The following is an 18,133-nucleotide window of genomic DNA, read 5'->3' on the forward strand; positions in this document are numbered from 1 at the left end:
AAGTAAGGTAGGTGGGGTGAGTGTTTAAGGGTAGAAAAAGTATTCTTGTATATGCCGGCTACCTGGTTTTATTGGGTGCAGTTGCCGCCTCTATAAAACTGCTGGGTTTAAATACCCAGGTAGGTTTGGGAATCGTTCTGGGTATTGCGGCCCTATATGCAATTTTCTGGCCCCGTTGGTGAAAAACCAACGGGGTTTAATTATTTTCAAAAATATATTTGAGACGGAAATTTGACACAAAACTGACCAATATATTGCACAGTTGAACAGCGGCGACCTTACAAAAGCTTGCACAGTTCTAAGCCGTAGCTAGAAAAAGATATGTGCAAATATTAAAGCATAATTTTAATAAACGGTTCCATAGGAACAAATATCAATGTATACAGTATAAAACAGCCCATTTCCTTTATTTTAACCAAGTAATTTGTTAATATGTATTTGTGGTTTAGTTAGTTTTTGATTTTAGGAGGGATTTGTACAGATGGAGAAAAGAAAAATTAGCATAGTAGACACGACCCTCCGGGATGGTGAGCAAACCGCTGGTGTAGTATTTGCCAACCGGGAAAAAGTTCGTATTGCAAAATTTTTAGATGAGTTAGGCGTAGATCAAATTGAAGCCGGTATCCCTATTATGGAGGGGGATGAGCAGGAAGCCATTCGGTCTATCTGTAATGCAGGATTGAGGGCCAGCATTATGGGGTGGAACCGTCCGGTAATTAGGGACATTGAAGCCTCCATTGCCTGTGGTGTGGATGCGGTGGCCATTTCAATTTCCACTTCTGATATACACATAAAATACAAGTTAGGTAAGTCCAGGGAGTGGGTCATTGAGAATATGACCAGGGCAATAGACTTTGCCAAGCAAAAGGGCCTCTATGTTTCTGCCAACGCAGAGGACGCCTCCCGCAGTGACATTGATTTTTTAATTAAATATGCCAAGGAGGTTAAGGCTGCCGGTGCCGATAGACTGCGTTACTGTGATACGGTGGGTATTTTAGATCCCTTTACCACCTATGAATATATATCCAGAATTAGAGACGCAGTGGACATTGAAATTGAAATGCACACCCACAACGACTTCGGCATGGCCACCGCCAATGCCCTGGCCGGGGTGAGGGCCGGCGCCAACTATGTTGGTGTCACGGTATTGGGCCTTGGTGAGCGGGCCGGTAACGCAGCCTTAGAAGAAGTGGTTATGGCATTAAAGCACCTCTATGATATTGACCTTGGATTTAAAACGGGGCTTTTTGTTGAAGTGGCAGAATACGTATCCCGGGCTTCCGGTAGGGAACTGCCGGCCTGGAAGGCCATTGTGGGTTCTAATATGTTTGCCCATGAGTCAGGCATTCATGCCGACGGGGCTTTGAAAAATCCAAAAACCTATGAGGCCTTCCAGCCGGAGGAAGTCGGTCTTGAGCGGCAGATAGTGGTGGGTAAACACTCCGGCACTGCATCCTTAAGGGCCAAATTTGCTGAATACGGCATTGTGTTAACCCAACACCAGGCCGAAGAGTTACTGCCTAAAATCCGGTCTGCTGCCGTCGCTTTAAAACGAACACTTTTTGATAAAGAGTTAATGTATATATACGAAGACTATTTTGGTTATCCACACGGACATGGACATCACGGAAAGAGGGATTAATTTGGGACAAACAATCATTGAAAAAATACTGTCAAGTCACAGTGGGCAAGTGGCCCATGCAGGGGATATTGTAGTGGCTCAATTGGATTTCATAATGGGACAGGACGGCACCTCACCCCTTGCCATTAGAGCCTTTAATGACATGGGCGGAAGGGATGTTTTTGACACCGACAAGGTGGCCTTGGTTATTGACCACAGCTCACCCAGTCCCAATGAGGGGGTTTCTGCTTTACACCAATTAATGCGCCTTTTTTGCAAAGAAAAGAATATTAAAATTTACGATATCGGTGAGGGAGTATGTCACCAGCTGATACCTGAAAGCGGTAAGGTGGGCCCGGGCAAGTTGGTAATCGGCGCCGATTCCCATACCTGTACCTATGGGGCCCTCAATGCCTTTGCCACCGGTGTCGGTTCAACGGATTTAGCCGGTGGCATGATTGCCGGCAAACTGTGGTTTAAGGTGCCGGAAACGATTAAATTTGTATGCCACGGGGAACTGCCGCCGGGGGTATATGCCAAGGATCTAATTTTATATCTTATCGGAGATGTGACCGCCGACGGTGCAACCTATATGGCGGCGGAGTTCACCGGTGAGGCGGTGTCGGCCCTTTCGGTGGAAGGCCGCATGACAATGGCTAACATGGCCGTTGAAATGGGTGCCAAGGCCGGATTGATGGAAGCCGATGAAAAGACCTTGCTCTGGCTGAGCAGGTATACCGAGGAGCGGTTTAATCCGGTTGCAGCCGATGAAGATGCCTTTTATGCGGAGGTAAAGGAGTACGATGTTTCCAATTTGGAACCGCAAATTGCCATGCCCCACCGGGTGGATAATGTAACAGATATCGGCAATTTGGTGGGCACCCCTATTCACCAGGCGGTTATCGGTACATGCACCAACGGAAGGTTGGAGGATTTGCGCATTGCCGCATCCATATTAAAAGGGAAGAAAATAAACCCCGATGTTAGACTGGTGGTGGCCCCTGCGTCCAGGCGGGTCTTGCTGGATGCCATGGAGGAAGGTATTATCCAGACACTGGTGGAAAGCGGTGCTGCGGTGGTTACTCCGGGCTGCGGGCCCTGTGTCGGCACCCACAACGGTGTACCGTCCAACGATGAAAATGTAATATCCACAGCAAACCGGAACTTCAAGGGGCGCATGGGTAACAGTAATGCACGGATATACTTGGCTTCTCCGGCCACGGTGGCGGCCTCTGCCCTCACCGGTGAAATAACCGATCCCAGAGAAATGATAAAGCAGGTGAAGTAGATGCAAATGACTGGTAAGGCACATAAATTTGATATGGATGACATCAATACCGACTACATTATATCGGGGAAATATAAGTTTAAAACACTGGATATGAAAGAGTTGGCTAAACATGTGATGGAAGATTTGGATCCCCATTTTTATTCAAAAATAACAGCCGGAGATTTTATTGTCGGTGGCAATAACTTTGGTTGCGGCTCTTCGCGGGAACAGGCTCCCCTGGCCATAAAATATGCCGATATTTCCTTGGTGTTGGCTAAATCCTTTGCCCGCATATTTTACCGCAATGCAATTAACACCGGTTTGCCCCTGGTGGAATGTGATACCGATCAAATAGATGCCGGCGACAAACTGGAAGTGGACCTTTCTGCCGGTGTGGTTAAAAACCTCACAAAGGGAATTGAAATTAAGACCAAGCCCCTGCCCGATGTAATGATAAAGATATTAAACGACGGCGGCTTGGCTGCCCATTTTAGAAAGCACGGTGGATTTAATTTGTAAAACCTTTTGCGAAAGGCCAACAAGCATTTGTGTAAATGACTGACTGAATTTGGAGGGTTTACCTTGACTTACAATATAACGCTTATACCCGGGGATGGCATAGGGCCGGAAATTGCCGAGGCCGCTCGGCGGGTGATAGATGCTTCAGGAGTAGAAATTAATTGGGAAGTGGTGGATGCAGGGGCAGCCGTCATTCCGAAATACGGCACTCCGCTGCCGCAGCATGTGTTAGATTCCATAAGAAAAAACAAGGTGGCCCTAAAGGGGCCTCTGACCACCCCGGTGGGTGGAGGCTTTCGCAGCGTTAATGTTGCCCTGCGCAAGGAGCTTAATTTATACGCCAACCTTCGCCCGGCCCGGTCGCTGCCGGGGGTAGTAACCCGCTACTCAGATATTGACCTGGTGGTGGTCAGGGAAAATACCGAAGACCTTTATGCCGGAGTTGAACATAGGGTGGGCAGGGATGCTGCCGAGAGTATTAAAATTATCACCAGGGAGGCATCGGAACGCATTGCCCGCTTTGCCTTTGATTATGCGGTAAAGCATAACCGTAAAAAGGTAACCGCTGTACATAAGGCAAACATTTTAAAATTAACGGACGGTTTATTTTTAGACTGTGTTCGCCGGGTGGCCCAAGAATACCCTGACATAGAATTTGAAGATATGATTGTGGACGCCATGAGCATGAAATTGGTGCAGACCCCCAACAATTACGATGTGATGGTAATGCCTAACCTGTATGGGGACATTTTATCTGATATCTGTGCCGGTTTGGTGGGCGGCCTGGGGGTTGCTCCCGGTGCCAATATCGGTGACGAATGTGCAGTGTTCGAACCGGTGCACGGCAGTGCCCCCAAACGGGCTGGGCAAAATAAAGTTAATCCTTTGGCCATTTTGCTTTCGGGAGTGTTAATGCTGCAGCATATCGGTGAAACCGAAGCGGCGGCCAGGGTACAAAAGGCGGTGGAAGAAGTATTGCAAGAAGGTGTATCGCTCACCTATGACTTGGGCGGTTCCACCTCAACCAGTGGCATGGCCGATGCCATTATCGACAAACTGAAAAAATAATTTGTAAGTAACCCCCGGTTATCCACCGGGGGTTTTGCCATTATTTGCAAACCATTGTTTTTGCTATTTATCGTCACTAATAGCCATTTCTAGAATAATCTGTAGAAGCAAATATTATCAGTTTATGTCTGTTGTTCTATTACAAAGCTTGGAGGAGATGGCTGTGAGTAAAAAAAACCATGATTTTTTGCCGGAAGACCTAGAAGAAGTGCAAGAAGTAATGGAGTTAATATCAGAGGATTTGGAAGACACCTTTGATGATCCGGCAGAAAACCTGCACTTACTGGTCAATGAGGATCTGGAAATAAATAGCCATGGGGATGAAGATGATATAGAATACGATATTGAGCAGTATCAGGTGGAGGAGGACCAAACTGACAGTGACCTGTGCTGTGAGGATGCAGAGGTGTTAGACACCCTGTCCGAAATGCTGGATCAGCTAATTGGTGAGCAAGATGGCTTGGAAATGGCGGAAGAGGAACCGGAACCGGAGCAGTCATATTCCAGGGGTTGGCAAAGGGAAATAGAAGATGAAATGGAAAAAGATCTGGAAAAAGAGTTGGAAAAGGAACTATTAAAGGTGTCCGGCGCAGCTTACAAAGCTAAGAAGGATAGGGAAAGGTGGCATGAGGATTTAGTAATTGATGAATATGATGAATCGGAGGACGGTCTGGTAACCGATAAGCTTGTTGATTGGGAAAGTGATCTGGTCATAGATGACGAAGGAGAAGACTGGGAATGGATGGCTGGGGAGGAAGAAAGTAAAAAAGCAAAGTATAACTATGAACCGATACCGCCATACCGGGAACCGGAAAAAACTAAAACAAAATCAATAAGCACCTTGGTAACGATACTCTTGGCCGGCGGCGGAGTGCTGGTGGCCGGCCTTGCCACAGTGGGTTTGGCCAGCTATGTAAAAAGCCGCAAAAAAAGTGTCAGCATTTATGAGGAAAAAGAAGCGGAGCCCAAGGTGGAGGCAGTAAAACCGGTTGAGGCCCCTGCCCCTGAGCCGCCCAGCCCAAGCCCAACCAAAGCACCGGTTGCTGAGCCAATACCCATGTGGGGATATAACTTCAGGCCAAGGCCCCTCTACTACAGGCGCGGTGTGGGTTAAAAGGCGACGGACCTTGTCCGCCGCTTTTTTTTGTTTACCCTTTGCCCAGGGATCGCCCCTTAGGCTCTATCTAAAGAACCGTTTAGCAACAACATCGTCTCAATCAGCCGGATATAAAGTTGTCTATGGGGGGTCCTTTTAAGTTGTAAATAGACAAGGTTTAATAAACTAAAGCTTTCAGAACTATAACCTTGTTTACATAATTCCGCTGCCTGACTTATAACTGCTTCCATAATATCGTAAATTAACTGCCGGGCTTTTTCGTCGGCTATTCCGCTCATGGAATAATAATTTTTGGGCGGCGGACCCATGGCCATACATTTATTTAAAGAAGTCAAGGCCCTTTCATAGCTGCCCGCCAGGTAGTATAAATAGCCCTTGAGGTAAACCAGGTCAGTATACTGGGGGTAATGGGGCAGGTATTTATTTATGAAGTTAAGACCTTCTTGATAATTATTTAGATTAATTAGGCAGAAAACTATGCTTCTAATCATGGCCGGGGCGTATGATTCCGACAATGAACTTTTTTGCAGGGCAGTAAGGTAATATTCCAGGGCCCGCTCATATTTTTCTAACCTGTGATATTCAACCCCCAGATAAAAGTTAATGAAAGGGGCATTGCCGTACTCTTGCTTTGCCTTCTTCAGCAGGGTGATGTTGCGGTTAATTTTATTTTTGCTGTCCACCTCTTGCTGCTCATAACCGTAGTGATAAACGGTGATATCGGCTTGACCGATACAGTCCGGGGAGCAATGCTTGACTATGGAAGGCAGTACCTGCTCATGAATGGGGCTTTCAAAACGGTAGTTGGGATTATTTCTAAACAGGCGAAAGGATAAAAAACTGCTGCTGGGCCGGCCCTTTATGATGTTAATAAAGTATAGCCAATAACCTTGATAATTTTTTTGCTGTACAACTTGTCTTAGCAGGGGGGCTGTTTTTTCATCCAGTTCTTCATCACAGTCTAAAAACAATATCCAGTCCTTTGTTGCCCGCTGTATGGAGTAGTTTCTGGCCTGACTAAAGTCATGCTGCCATTGAATTTGATATACCTCTGCCCCTAAGTCCCGGGCTATTTTTACAGTGTTATCCTCAGACCCGGTGTCAACAACCACAATTTGATCCACATATTTTTTGGCACTGTTGATGCAACGGGCAATTTGGTGTTCTTCGTTTTTGGCAATGATACAAAGGCTAATGGTATCAGGCATTTACTTTCCCCCTTTTTTTAGCAAGTCTTTGTACTTGTTTATTTCAGGGCTGTGGGGGTAGGCCTTTAAAGCATCCTTTATTACTGCCGCTGCCTCTTGGCGGTAGATATCCTGCAGTAATTGCCTGGCCCAGGGAATATTGTCATTTAGCCTTAACGCTTTATGAATCATCTGCTGGCAGGTGTCTAAATCACCGTGCAGATAAAAATATTTGCCCAGCACCAAATAATATTCAGCCTTGATTTTTCCTTTTTTCATCTCTCTTAAAGATATTTTTACCGCCAACCGCAGCAGTTGGTCATTTGCCAGAGACCTAATTGTTGATAAAGGGTAATCTGGCCCTTGTCCTTCCTTTAACTGGGCTGCTAAAAGCTGATATATTACAGACTTTTCTATTTCCCCTGTGGATGCATATATATTGGCTAATTTTAAAAGGGGCAGGTGACTGCCTACGCCGGTGCGGGTGGTATATTTACCCCTGCACTGTTCCCCCAGTTGAAGGCATTGTTCAAAACAATGGCAGGCCTGATGGTTATTTCCCATTTGGCTGTGGAGGTTTCCCTCTAAAAAATAAATATCGGTGTAATCTGGGTACAGTGTTTTGCAGCCTTTAATTACAGACAGGGCTTGGTCAAGCCGGCCCAGCTTTAATAGGCAGGAGCTATAGGCGTTAAAAAGGCTGGGTGCATAATGGGCTTTGGGATTAACCAACTGGATGGCTCTGGAATAATGCTCCGCTGCTTCGCTAAAATTATCTAAACTGACACAGGCATTGCCCAGTGTATATAAATAGTAGGGGTCGCTGGCATACTGCTCCACCATTTTTTTATTAATACGATAATTTCGCACGGCCTTATCTTTCTCTTGAAAAACTGTTTGCAGGTAGCCATAATGGAAAATGTTTATACCGGAATTTGCTAGGGGTACTTTCTTACCGCTGTTCTCTATAATGGCATCTATAATTTGTTCGTGAAGGGCCCCTGTAAAACGGTAGAGGGGATTATTTTTAAACATCCGCACATTAATGTGCCTAATTGTATCTTGGTTATCTGTTAGGTTATTAATCTGAAAAAAATAGCCCTCATACCGGTTGTTTTGGCATAATTTTCTTAGATCTTTACCGCAGTTTGCTTCCAATTCTTCATCTGCATCCAGATACAAAATCCACTGTCCGGTGGCTTTAGTAAGGCTAAAATTCCTGGCAGCGGAAAAGTTGTCATTCCATTTATAGTGATACACTTTAGCCCCAAACTTTTTGGCTATGGAAACGGTGTTATCCTTAGACCCGGTGTCAACAATGATAATCTCGTCCACACAATCCCGCACACTTTCCAGGCACCTGCCTAAGAACTTTCCTTCATCTTTAACTATCATGCATAGGGATATCAAGGTGCACACTCCTTTGCCTTCTTGCCTTATATGCAATATATGTGGATAAAGGGTCAGTGTGCACCGGTATTTTTAATGAAACAAAAAAGCCGACCAGCGAAGTTTATTTTGCTGTCCGGCTGGGCTACACTAGCCGCAAAAGGTGGCCAGGGGTGCCCATTGGGAATGAAAAATCTCTGTTCTTTTGTCACCCTCAGCTCCCGGTTCACCGGTTTTTGTGGCGCCATAAACAAATAAACCAAAGGTGGTGCTCAGTTCTGCCCTAACTTCCAGGTTGCTTTCATCGGTGCCGATGCCTATTTCAGTAAAAAGTGCACAACAGGGGGTAATATTTAAAAAAGGTATGGTGGTGGCTGTTTCGGTAATAGGACATTGCCTAAGATCGTGGAGTACAAAGGTAACACTTTGGGTTACAGCAGAATAGTTCAAGGCTTTTAGGTGCAGCGTCTGTTCGGAGCTGTCCTTTAAAAATGGCCCGGTGGTTAGGTATTGGGTAATTCCTAAGCGCTGTTCAATATCCCTAATTTCTCTTTTAATTTCGCTTAATCCGAAATCTGGGTCGGTGATTGCGTCTTCAATGGCAGCCACTTCTCTTTTAATTTCGCTTAAGCCGAAATCTGGGTCGGTGATTGCATCTTCAATGGCAGCCACTTCTCTTTTAATTTCGCTTAATCCGAAATCTGGGTCGGTGATTGCATCTTCAATGGCAGCCACTTCTCTTTTAATTTCACTTAATCCGAAATCTGGGTCGGTGACTGCATCTTCGATGTTGGCCACCTCTTCTTTAATTTCACTTAAACCCACATGGGGGCTGGTAATAATCTTTTCAATTTCAGAGACGATGTCTTCAATAATTGCCACTTCCCGCTTAATTTCACACAGGCCTACTTTCGGACTGCTTACAAGGTCTTCGATGTCCATAACTTCTTTTTTAATTTCGTGCAGCCCCATGGTTGGGCTATCCAGTTTTTTTTCTATTTCACGAACTTCACTTTTAATTTCTTTCAGGCCGTAATCGGGGTTATGCACTGCCTCATCGACTTTTTTAATATCCCGCTTCATTCCTTTTAGGGTTAGGGCGTTGTGGGTAACGCATCTGTCTATTTTATCAATTTTGCCTAGAAATTCTTTCACCCGCTTGGCCAAGGTGTTAATCTCATTTTTTATACTGTATAAACCATAGCGTGATTTTTTACTGAGGATGTAGTTAAGTTTTTTCTCTATGATATCCAAGTCTTTTTTTATGGCAGGCAGCCCACACTTATGTTTGTCGTCCAGCACCCGATCTAAACATTTTGTTACCCTTTTAAGAGTGTCCAAGTGGTGGCGGCAATGGTCGCCGCCCGGATCACATTTATTATCAAATATCATTAATTTATCCTCCTCCTTGATGCTAATTTAAGATATATTATGGGGGTTGCTTAAAATTGTTGCGTATAAGATTTAAAAAAACAAAAAACCCACATGGGTTGAGCCTTAGGTTCAACAGCCATGTGGGCTGACAATTAGCATCCGCAGTAATCCGGCTTATGGGGTTTTCTGCAATCTTTTTTCGGATCTTTTTTAATCAAATGTCTAATTAAAAAGTCTAATTTACACTCTATTTCTCGGAGCTCCTTTTTAATTTCCTTGAGGCCAAACTCCGGGCTGTCTAGTTTTAATTCAATATCAAAAACTTCTCTTTTTATTTCCTTTAGTCCAAACCTTTTGTCGGAAAGTTTATCTTCTATGTTGCGCACTTCCCGCTTTATTTCAGAAAGGCCAACGGTGGGACTGAAAACAAGGTCTTCAATTTTGCGCACCTCTCGTTTGATTTCAGTTAAGCCGACTTTGGGACAAAAGATAATATCCTCTATGCCCTGGACTTCGTTTTTGATTTCTGTTAGGCCTACGGTGGGGCTGGTGATCAGGTCTTCAATTAGCTTAATTTCCCGCTTAATTTCACTTAAACCCACCTTGCGGCTGGTCACCAGGTCTTCAATTTTACGCACTTCCTGCTTTATTTCAGATAGGCCAAAGGTAGGGCTGAGAACGGCGTCTTCAATTTTGCGCACTTCTTCCTTAATTTCTTTTAAACCGAATTCTTTGTTTGTAAGCAGGCAGCGAATTTTAGCCAGCTCTTTTTTCATTTTAATTTCAATTAATTTAATTTCCTTGTAAATCTCATACAGGCCGTACTTAGATTTTTTGCTCAAAATATAGCAAAGTTTTTTGTCAGTTTCGCGAATACGTTTTTTTAATTCCGGCAGTCCGCAGTGAAAGCGCTCATCTAAAATTGAGTCTAGGTACTTGCTGGTCTTTTTTAATATATTGAGTTCCTTATGAATATTATAGTAAGTTTCTTTATCCATTTTATCCCTATATTCCATGACAAAACCCCCTTATTTTGTTAATTATTCTTAATTATATGGTTTATTGGCCTGCAACGTTACAGTAAAAGACAATTAAGTAATTTTTAACCACGGCAATTTTAACCATACGGTCCTTTGAAGGCATTATGGTGCTGCGATATTATCAGTGGTATAAAAAAAAGCTCTGTCTCCAATACTAAATTTGCAACAACTATTTAAAACCATGGGAGGTGTTTTAGTGTGGGAAACAGGACAAATTTTGGAGCGCACGACTTAGGTGCCTACCGATTAAAAGATATGCATGATGCCGATTATCCCGGCGGTGTAGTGGTGGACCCGGTACCTATCACTGCCGGAGAAGAAATTCTGGTTTATTACAATGGTTTGCTGGCACAAAGTGGTGCCGATGCCATGTATTTACACTATGGCTACGGTGATGCCAATAGGTGGACCACCACCAATGATTTGCGTATGGCCAAAACCGGCTGGGGTTTTGTAAAAACTCTTAAGGTGCCGGAGGCCGGCACCAGGTTGAATTTTTGTTTCCATGACAGCGCCAACAACTGGGATAACAATAACGGTAAAAATTGGAGTTTTGAAGTGCACAACGGTTAGAATTAATACTCCCGGCTAAGGACTCGATTATTTCGAGTCCTTTTTTTGATTAATTTTACTAAATATAGGAATAATACTATGAAATTACTTTTTTGGAGGTTAGATATGCGGGTTCTAATGTTATCTTGGGAGTATCCACCTAAAAGTGTGGGGGGCCTGGCCCAACATGTTTATGATTTAACCAAGGCCATGGCTGAGCAAAAACATCAGCTGCACCTGATCACCATTGGCTCACCGGGTGTGCCGGATTATGAAAATGTTAACGGTGTGCATGTTTATCGGGTAACACCGTACCAGGTGTCTTCACCGGATTTTGTCACCTGGGTGATGCAGCTAAACGTATCCATGTTAGAAAGGTGTTTAACACTGGTAAGGGATATGGAAGAGCCCTTTGAAGTGATACATGCCCATGATTGGCTGGTGGCCTATGCGGCCAGGGCCTTAAAACATTCTTTAAGAATACCTTTAATTGCAACCGTCCATGCCACTGAATATGGCCGAAATAACGGCTTGCATAATGATATGCAGCGCCATATCAGCGATATAGAGTGGTGGCTGTCTTACGAGGCCTGGAAGGTAATTGTTTGCAGCCATTATATGCACAATGAAATGCAGCAAGTGTTTCAGGTGCCCGCGGATAAGTTGGTCATAATACCTAACGGTGTTGATGCGGAAAATTTTTCGGTCGGTCAGCACACTGTGCCCAGGGAAAATTACGCATCGCCCGATGAGAAAATTGTTTTTTATGTGGGTAGGATGGTGAGGGAAAAGGGTGTTCAGGTACTTTTGGATGCGGTACCTAAAATACTGCACTATCACCCCAATACAAAATTTATTATTGCCGGCAAGGGGCCCCATTTAATGCATTTAAAACGGCAGGCCCGCCGGATGGGTATTGAACAAAGGGTATATTTTACCGGTTATGTTGATGACAATACCCGCAACAGCATTTATAAACATGCCAGTGTGGCTGTGTTTCCGAGCTTGTACGAGCCCTTTGGTATTGTGGCTTTGGAGGCCATGGCCGCCAGAACGCCGGTGGTGGTGTCAGACACCGGCGGTTTATCGGAAATAATAAATCATGGGGTAAATGGCCTCAAAGCCTATACAGGCAATGCAAATTCCTTAGCAGACAATATTTTACACCTGTTAATGAATCCCCGGTCGGCCAGGGAAATGCAGGAAAAGGCCTACCGGGAAGTGATAGAAAAGTATAATTGGCAGGGCATAGCCGGCAAAACGGTAGATTTGTATCAAAGGGTCATATCCGCCCATTACACCGCCAACTGGCAGGGGAATAGGAGGGTTGGGCCCTTGGGCGGTATCGGAAGGCTCTTTGCTAAAAGCCAGTAAAGGCCTGCATATAATACCATATTTAAGCAAGAATAATAAGAGCTCTTGTTGAGGAGGAATTAAAGTGAAAGCAATTATTATGGCCGGTGGTGAAGGTTCGAGACTAAGGCCTTTGACTTGTAATCGCCCCAAACCGATGATGCCGGTGGCTAACCGGCCAATGATGGAACATATTGTAAATTTACTAAAAAAACACGGCCTTAATAATATCGGAGTAACGCTGCAGTATATGCCTGAGGCCATTAGGGATCACTTTGGAAACGGTGCGGAATTTGGGGTCACCATGCGTTATTTTGTGGAGGAAGTACCCTTGGGCACCGCCGGCAGTGTAAAAAATGCAGGGGATTTTTTAGATGAAACTTTTATGGTCATCAGTGGCGACGCCCTTACTGATTTTGATTTAACTGAGGCAATAAACTTTCATAAGGAGAAGGGTTCGGTGGCCACCCTGATTTTAACCAGAGTGGAATGTCCGCTGGAATACGGTGTGGTTATTACTGAGAAGGACGGCAGAATAAGTCAGTTTTTAGAAAAACCCAGCTGGGGGGAAGTATTCAGTGATACGGTAAATACCGGCATTTATATACTGGAACCGGAGGTGCTAAGTTACTTTGAGCCGGGGCAGAAATTTGATTTTAGTAAGGACCTCTTCCCCCTGCTGCTCAGGGACGGCCGGCCCATGTACGGTGCCGTGTTGGACGGTTATTGGTGTGATATTGGCAATCTGCAGCAGTACCTGCAGTCCCATTATGACCTTTTAGAGGGCAAAGTGAATATACCTATGCCGGGCAGGGAGATTAAGCCCCGGGTTTGGGTCGGTGAGGGTGTAGCAATAGATCCCACCGCCCGGATTAAGGGGCCGGCACTTATTGGGGACGGCACACAAATTGGTGCCAATGCCCGCATAGAGCCCTACAGTGTCTTGGGTGAAGGTTGTCGGGTGGATTGCCAGGGTTCAATAAAGAGAGCGGTCTTATGTGACGGGGTATACCTGGGGGCCAAGGCATCTATTCGCGGTGCAGTGCTGGGTAACGGTGTTCAGGTTTATGCCAATGCCGCTGTTTATGAGGGAGCGGTGGTGGGCGATGATTCCACCATTAGGGATTGGGGGCTGGTTAAGCCCAATGTAAAGTTATGGCCCAATAAATTGGTGGAGTCCGGTGCCACGGTGCACCGCAATATTGTTTGGGGAACAAATTGTCCCAAGAACATCTTCGGTATTGAAGGCATTACCGGCCTTGCCAATGTGGAAATAACTCCGGAGTATGCCGCCCGGCTGGGTTCCGCCTTTGGGTCTACGCTGGCTTCCAATGCCCGGGTGGCCCTGTCCAGTGACAGTTACCCGGTGTGTAAGATGATAAAGGGTGCCCTTGCCTCGGGATTACAGTCGGTGGGTATAAGGGTTCAACAGCTGGGAACCGGCATAACCCCCATGCATCGTCATGGGGTGCGCCGGTTGCAGTGCGATGCCGGTATTCATGTCAAGGTATCTCCTTGGAATATGGACAAGATAACGGTGCTCTTCACTAACTCCCGGGGGGCCAACATCAGCAGGGGTGAAGAAAGAAAGGTTGAAAATAAATTGGCCAAGGGTGATTACCGCCGGGCTGATATTGGTCAAATAAGCCCCGGTGAAGCGGTGCCCGGGGTGGCCGAAAGCTACCTGGAAGATTTGCTCGCCAGAGTGGATCTTAAGGCCCTGCGCGGTGCTGCCCACAAGGCGGTGCTTGTTTATGACCCAAATAACTTGGAGAGTTTCATTTCCAGATTGGGCTTGCAGGGTGAGTTTATCGTGGAGACCTTAGATGCCCATCCCCTCAATTGGCAGGAATACCGGCAGCTGTTGCCGGAATTAAGTGCCGCCGTGGTGGAAAGGGGCGCCGGCCTGGGCGCCTTGATAGATCCAAACGGTGAGCATATGGTGTTGGTGGATGAAAAGGGCAATGTAATTGAAGAGGATATGCTAACGGCCCTGATGGCTTTAGTGGTTTTGAAGGAGCGGGGTGGCCCTGTGGTGGTGCCGGTTACTGCCCCGCGGGTTATCGATGAACTGGCGGGCAGGTATAACAGTAAGGTTATTAGAACAAAAACAGCCGTTCAGGATTTTTTAGAGCAGATTATTATCCATGAGGCCAAACTTGACTCACGCCTATCCCAGTTTCTTTTAAATTTTGATGCCTTGGCGGGGCTGATTAAAATATTAGAGTTTTGTGCCCGGGAGAAGAAAAATCTGTCTGCTCTGGTCTCTGAAATACCGAATTTCTTTGTGAACAAGCAGCAGGTTCCGGTGCCATGGGAGGCCAAGGGAAAGGTAATAAGAAGGTTAATTGAAGAAAAGCCGGGTCAACTGGAACTCTTGGACGGGGTAAAGGTATATCACCGGGATGGCTGGGCGCTGGTACTGCCTGACCCTGAGGAGCCGGTTTGCCGTGTTTACACAGAGGGCAGCAGTATGGAAATTGCCCAGGAACTTACAGATATGTATATTGATAAGATAAATAAAATTACGGGCACTTGACTTTAAAGACACACCCATCATAATACCCGGTTCAGCCGGGTTTTAATTTTCTGTCAAAGGGCATTTAATCTTGGTCTGCCGCCGGGCCTCTGCATTATTATTGGGGGTGTGTTTGCGAAGGGTAAATATTTGGGCGCTTACACCAATGGATAAAGTTGTATTAAAATTTTTCTAGTAAAACAAGAAGGATTTCTGCTATAAAAGGAGAATGTTTACTTGAATATTTATTTATATAGTACAATTAGTATTCAGGGAGGAGTTTGAAGTGAAAAAGTTGTTGAGACTGGGCCTGGTGCTGGTGACCGTGATGGCCCTAATGATGGCTGCAGTGGGCTGCGGCGGCGGAGACAAACCTGCCGATGAAAAGGCAGGGGACGATGCAGGTAAGCAAGCTTTAAAGGTGGCCTTTGAACCCACTTTTGCCCCCTTTGAGCTTACCAACGAAGCCGGTGAGTATGTCGGTTTTGATATTGACTTAATTAAAGCCATTGCAGAGGTTCAAGGCTTAGAAGTGGAACTGCAGAGCTTGGGTTTTGACGGTTTGATTCCGGCCCTGCAGGTGGGACAGGTGGATGTGGTTATTTCCGGTATGACCATCACCGAGAAGCGTGCTGAACAAGTTAACTTTTCAATACCCTATTATGAGTCCGGTTTGGTAATTGCAGTACGTTCTGACAACGACAGCATAGAAAAACCTGAGGACTTGGCCGGCAAAACCATTGCCGCACAGATAGGTACCACCGGAGCCATGGCGGCAGAAGAATTTGCAGAGGAATATGGTGCCACTGTAAGAACCTTTAATACCACCGACCTGGTCTTCATGGAATTGACCAATGGCGGTGTTGATGCGGTAATTAACGATTTACCGGTAACCCAGGAGTATTTAGACAAGCGGGCCGACGGCCGATTGAAAATAGTGGGTGATGTACTTGAAGGCGAGGATTATTTTGGTATAGCCGTGGCCAAAGACAACACCGAACTGTTGGAGACAATTAACGAAGGTTTGTTGAAGTTGAAAGAAAACGGCACCTATGCAGAAATTTATAAAAAGTGGTTTTACGGCTATGAGCCGCCGGAGTACCTGCCAGGCAACCCTTCATAGGGTTTAAGTGATAAAATTTAAATCAGCAAACAAATATGCGTAACCACCCTAAAATACGGTTACGCATATTTCATGTGCATTGGCTAGAAGAGGTGAATTATGGAAGTAATTATTAATGCCCTGCCAATGATGATTGTTGGCGCGGGTATATCACTGTTAATAACTATTGTAGGTATAACCATAGGAAGTGTTTTGGGATTAATTTCTGCCCTTGCCCGTTTAAGTAATAGGAAGTTTCCCCGCTTGTTGGGCACTGCATATGTGGATTTCTTTAGGGGCACACCGCTATTGGTGCAAATTATGTTGGTGTACTTTGGTATTCCGCGCCTGATAATTATTTTAAATGAGCAGTGGGCGGCAATGAGCGGCAGTCAAGTTGCCGGTAGTTTTACATGGAATATATGGGTTGCCGTTATCATTACCATTTCTTTAAACAGTGGCGCCTATATAGCAGAAATTTTCCGGGGCGGCATTCAATCCATTGAAAAGGGTCAGATGGAGGCTGCCCGCTCCTTGGGTATGACCCAGGCCCAGGCTATGCGCCTGGTAATCCTGCCCCAGGCTTTTAAAAGAATTATTCCTCCCATGGGTAACGAATTTGTAATATTATTAAAGGACAGTTCTCTGTTTTCGATTATTGGTTTTGCAGAGCTGGCCAGGGTTACTCAGTTGGAGGTGGCCCGTACTTACGCCACCTTTGAATTGTGGATGACCTGTGCAATGATTTATCTTATTATGACGATTACCTTCTCCCGATTATCTGATAAATTGGAAGAAAGATTAAAAGAAAGTGACTAGGCCTGAAGGAAGAGGGGTAAAGGCTAATGATTATCAGTGTTAAGAATTTGTATAAGAACTTTGGCAGTTTGGAAGTGTTAAAGGATATTAACTGTGAAGTGAAGGAAAAAGAAGTGGTGGTGGTAATAGGGCCATCGGGTTCCGGCAAAAGTACTTTTTTGCGCTGCATAAATAAGCTTGAGGAACCCACTTCGGGAAAAATCATTTTTGACGGTTATGATATCACAGACGCCGCTACCGATATTAATATGGTGCGTCAGGAAGTGGGTATGGTTTTTCAGCGCTTTAACTTGTTTCCCCATCGCACGGCCTTGGAAAATATTACCATGGCCCCCATTAATGTGCGGAAGTTATCTGTGCAGGAAAGTGAAAAAATAGCCAGGGAGCTGTTGCAAAAGGTTGGTCTGTCAGATAAGGCAGATGAGTACCCCAATAAACTTTCCGGCGGTCAACAGCAAAGGGTGGCCATTGCCAGGGCACTGGCCATGCGCCCCAAGGTGATGCTTTTTGACGAGCCCACCAGCGCCTTGGACCCTGAAATGGTTGGGGAGGTGCTGGCTGTAATGAAACAGCTGGCCCAGGAAGGAATGACCATGGTGGTGGTGACCCATGAGATGGGTTTTGCCCGGGAGGTTGGAGACAGGGTAATATTTATGGACGACGGTCGTATTGTGGAAGAGGGCACCCCTGATCAGATTTTTGGGAACGCCCAAAACACAAGGACCAGATCTTTTTTAAGTAAAATTCTATAAATTTCAGGGGTGCGCCTTTTTTTGCGCACCCCGCTTTATTTTTTTATATGGCCTGTCTGTATAGGTGAAAATATTCTTCCCCCAGTTTGGTAATTGAGCAAATTTTGCTTTTTCCTTCAGAAGTAACTTCAACTAATCCCAGGGCATACAATTGCATTATTACATGGTCGAGCACTGCACGTTTTACTTTAGCGGTTAAAGAGAGTTCTTCTTTATTCATTTTTCCTTCTTCATGCAGCGCCCTTAGCACCCTATCTGCCTCTTCGGGTAAGCGGTTGGTCACCCCGCTGAAATATTGTGTCATTGTCAAGTCAATCATGTTGAAATCACTCCTTTTCAGAAAGACGTTAGTTGTTTTATTAGCTGTATTATTCCCTGGTTTGACTAATATATTCGTTAGTTACGTCAAAGCTTACATAAAATTATTGTGCCGGGGCTGTTCCTCCCTTTAC

17 protein-coding genes are annotated in these 18,133 nt (G+C 45.3%); 12 read left to right on the forward strand and 5 right to left on the reverse strand.

Annotated features, from left to right (window positions below; all coding sequences use genetic code 11):
- Window positions 1-20: 20 nt before the first annotated feature.
- From BR02_RS15410 to BR02_RS0106925, 6 genes are all read left to right on the forward strand, one after another.
- Window positions 21-182, forward strand: a complete 162-nt coding sequence (locus BR02_RS15410; RefSeq protein WP_157834938.1) for a hypothetical protein — start codon at window positions 21-23, stop codon at window positions 180-182.
- A 299-nt stretch (window positions 183-481) separates the two neighbouring features.
- Window positions 482-1,642, forward strand: a complete 1,161-nt coding sequence (gene nifV / locus BR02_RS0106905; RefSeq protein WP_031515541.1) for a homocitrate synthase — start codon at window positions 482-484, stop codon at window positions 1,640-1,642.
- 1 nt (window position 1,643) lies between these two features.
- Window positions 1,644-2,909: a 3-isopropylmalate dehydratase large subunit gene (locus BR02_RS0106910; RefSeq protein WP_207640993.1), complete on the forward strand. Its 1,266-nt coding sequence runs from the start codon at window positions 1,644-1,646 to the stop codon at window positions 2,907-2,909.
- The gene (locus BR02_RS0106915) at window positions 2,910-3,410 is read left to right on the forward strand and encodes a 3-isopropylmalate dehydratase small subunit (protein ID WP_031515545.1); all 501 of its coding nucleotides are present in this window, start codon (window positions 2,910-2,912) and stop codon (window positions 3,408-3,410) included.
- A 63-nt stretch (window positions 3,411-3,473) separates the two neighbouring features.
- Window positions 3,474-4,478, forward strand: coding sequence for an isocitrate/isopropylmalate dehydrogenase family protein (locus BR02_RS0106920; protein ID WP_031515547.1), 1,005 nt, complete (start codon window positions 3,474-3,476; stop codon window positions 4,476-4,478).
- Between the two features lie 163 nt (window positions 4,479-4,641).
- Window positions 4,642-5,592 carry a hypothetical protein gene (locus tag BR02_RS0106925; RefSeq protein ID WP_031515549.1) on the forward strand — a complete coding sequence of 317 codons (951 nt, stop codon included), beginning with the start codon at window positions 4,642-4,644 and terminating at the stop codon, window positions 5,590-5,592.
- 59 nt (window positions 5,593-5,651) lie between these two features.
- Here BR02_RS0106925 and BR02_RS0106930 read toward each other — a convergent pair whose 3' ends face one another.
- The 4 genes from BR02_RS0106930 to BR02_RS14765 form a co-directional block, all read right to left on the reverse strand.
- Complete coding sequence (locus BR02_RS0106930; protein WP_031515552.1) at window positions 5,652-6,803, reverse strand: glycosyltransferase family 2 protein; 1,152 nt, start codon at window positions 6,801-6,803, stop codon at window positions 5,652-5,654.
- Window positions 6,804-8,177, reverse strand: a complete 1,374-nt coding sequence (locus BR02_RS0106935; RefSeq protein WP_169738584.1) for a tetratricopeptide repeat-containing glycosyltransferase family 2 protein — start codon at window positions 8,175-8,177, stop codon at window positions 6,804-6,806.
- A 144-nt stretch (window positions 8,178-8,321) separates the two neighbouring features.
- Window positions 8,322-9,563 (reverse strand): hypothetical protein, encoded by a 1,242-nt coding sequence (locus tag BR02_RS14760; RefSeq protein WP_051688178.1) that lies wholly within the window; start codon window positions 9,561-9,563, stop codon window positions 8,322-8,324.
- 134 nt (window positions 9,564-9,697) lie between these two features.
- Window positions 9,698-10,561, reverse strand: coding sequence for a hypothetical protein (locus BR02_RS14765; RefSeq protein WP_051688179.1), 864 nt, complete (start codon window positions 10,559-10,561; stop codon window positions 9,698-9,700).
- Window positions 10,562-10,783: 222 nt separating this feature from the next.
- On the opposite strand from BR02_RS14765, the gene BR02_RS0106950 reads away from it, so the two are divergent.
- The 6 genes from BR02_RS0106950 (at window position 10,784) to BR02_RS0106975 (ending at window position 17,681) form a co-directional block, all read left to right on the forward strand.
- Window positions 10,784-11,158: a carbohydrate-binding protein gene (locus tag BR02_RS0106950; RefSeq protein WP_031515560.1), complete on the forward strand. Its 375-nt coding sequence runs from the start codon at window positions 10,784-10,786 to the stop codon at window positions 11,156-11,158.
- Between the two features lie 105 nt (window positions 11,159-11,263).
- Window positions 11,264-12,511 (forward strand): glycosyltransferase family 4 protein, encoded by a 1,248-nt coding sequence (locus tag BR02_RS0106955; RefSeq protein ID WP_207640994.1) that lies wholly within the window; start codon window positions 11,264-11,266, stop codon window positions 12,509-12,511.
- Window positions 12,512-12,575: 64 nt separating this feature from the next.
- Entirely contained in the window at window positions 12,576-15,029 is a 2,454-nt protein-coding gene (locus BR02_RS0106960; protein WP_031515563.1) for a mannose-1-phosphate guanyltransferase, read from the forward strand.
- Window positions 15,030-15,294: 265 nt separating this feature from the next.
- Window positions 15,295-16,131 carry a basic amino acid ABC transporter substrate-binding protein gene (locus BR02_RS0106965; RefSeq protein WP_031515565.1) on the forward strand — a complete coding sequence of 279 codons (837 nt, stop codon included), beginning with the start codon at window positions 15,295-15,297 and terminating at the stop codon, window positions 16,129-16,131.
- Window positions 16,132-16,230: 99 nt separating this feature from the next.
- Window positions 16,231-16,929 carry an amino acid ABC transporter permease gene (locus BR02_RS0106970; protein WP_031515567.1) on the forward strand — a complete coding sequence of 233 codons (699 nt, stop codon included), beginning with the start codon at window positions 16,231-16,233 and terminating at the stop codon, window positions 16,927-16,929.
- Between the two features lie 29 nt (window positions 16,930-16,958).
- A complete protein-coding gene (locus BR02_RS0106975) occupies window positions 16,959-17,681 on the forward strand; it encodes an amino acid ABC transporter ATP-binding protein (RefSeq protein WP_031515569.1) in 723 nt (240 codons plus the stop codon).
- A gap of 43 nt (window positions 17,682-17,724) precedes the next feature.
- Here BR02_RS0106975 and BR02_RS0106980 read toward each other — a convergent pair whose 3' ends face one another.
- Window positions 17,725-18,000: a helix-turn-helix domain-containing protein gene (locus BR02_RS0106980; protein ID WP_031515571.1), complete on the reverse strand. Its 276-nt coding sequence runs from the start codon at window positions 17,998-18,000 to the stop codon at window positions 17,725-17,727.
- Window positions 18,001-18,133 lie beyond the last annotated feature (133 nt).

Origin of the sequence: Desulfofalx alkaliphila DSM 12257, from assembly GCF_000711975.1 — a bacterium.
GTDB classification, from domain to species: domain Bacteria; phylum Bacillota; class Desulfotomaculia; order Desulfotomaculales; family Desulfohalotomaculaceae; genus Desulfofalx; species Desulfofalx alkaliphila.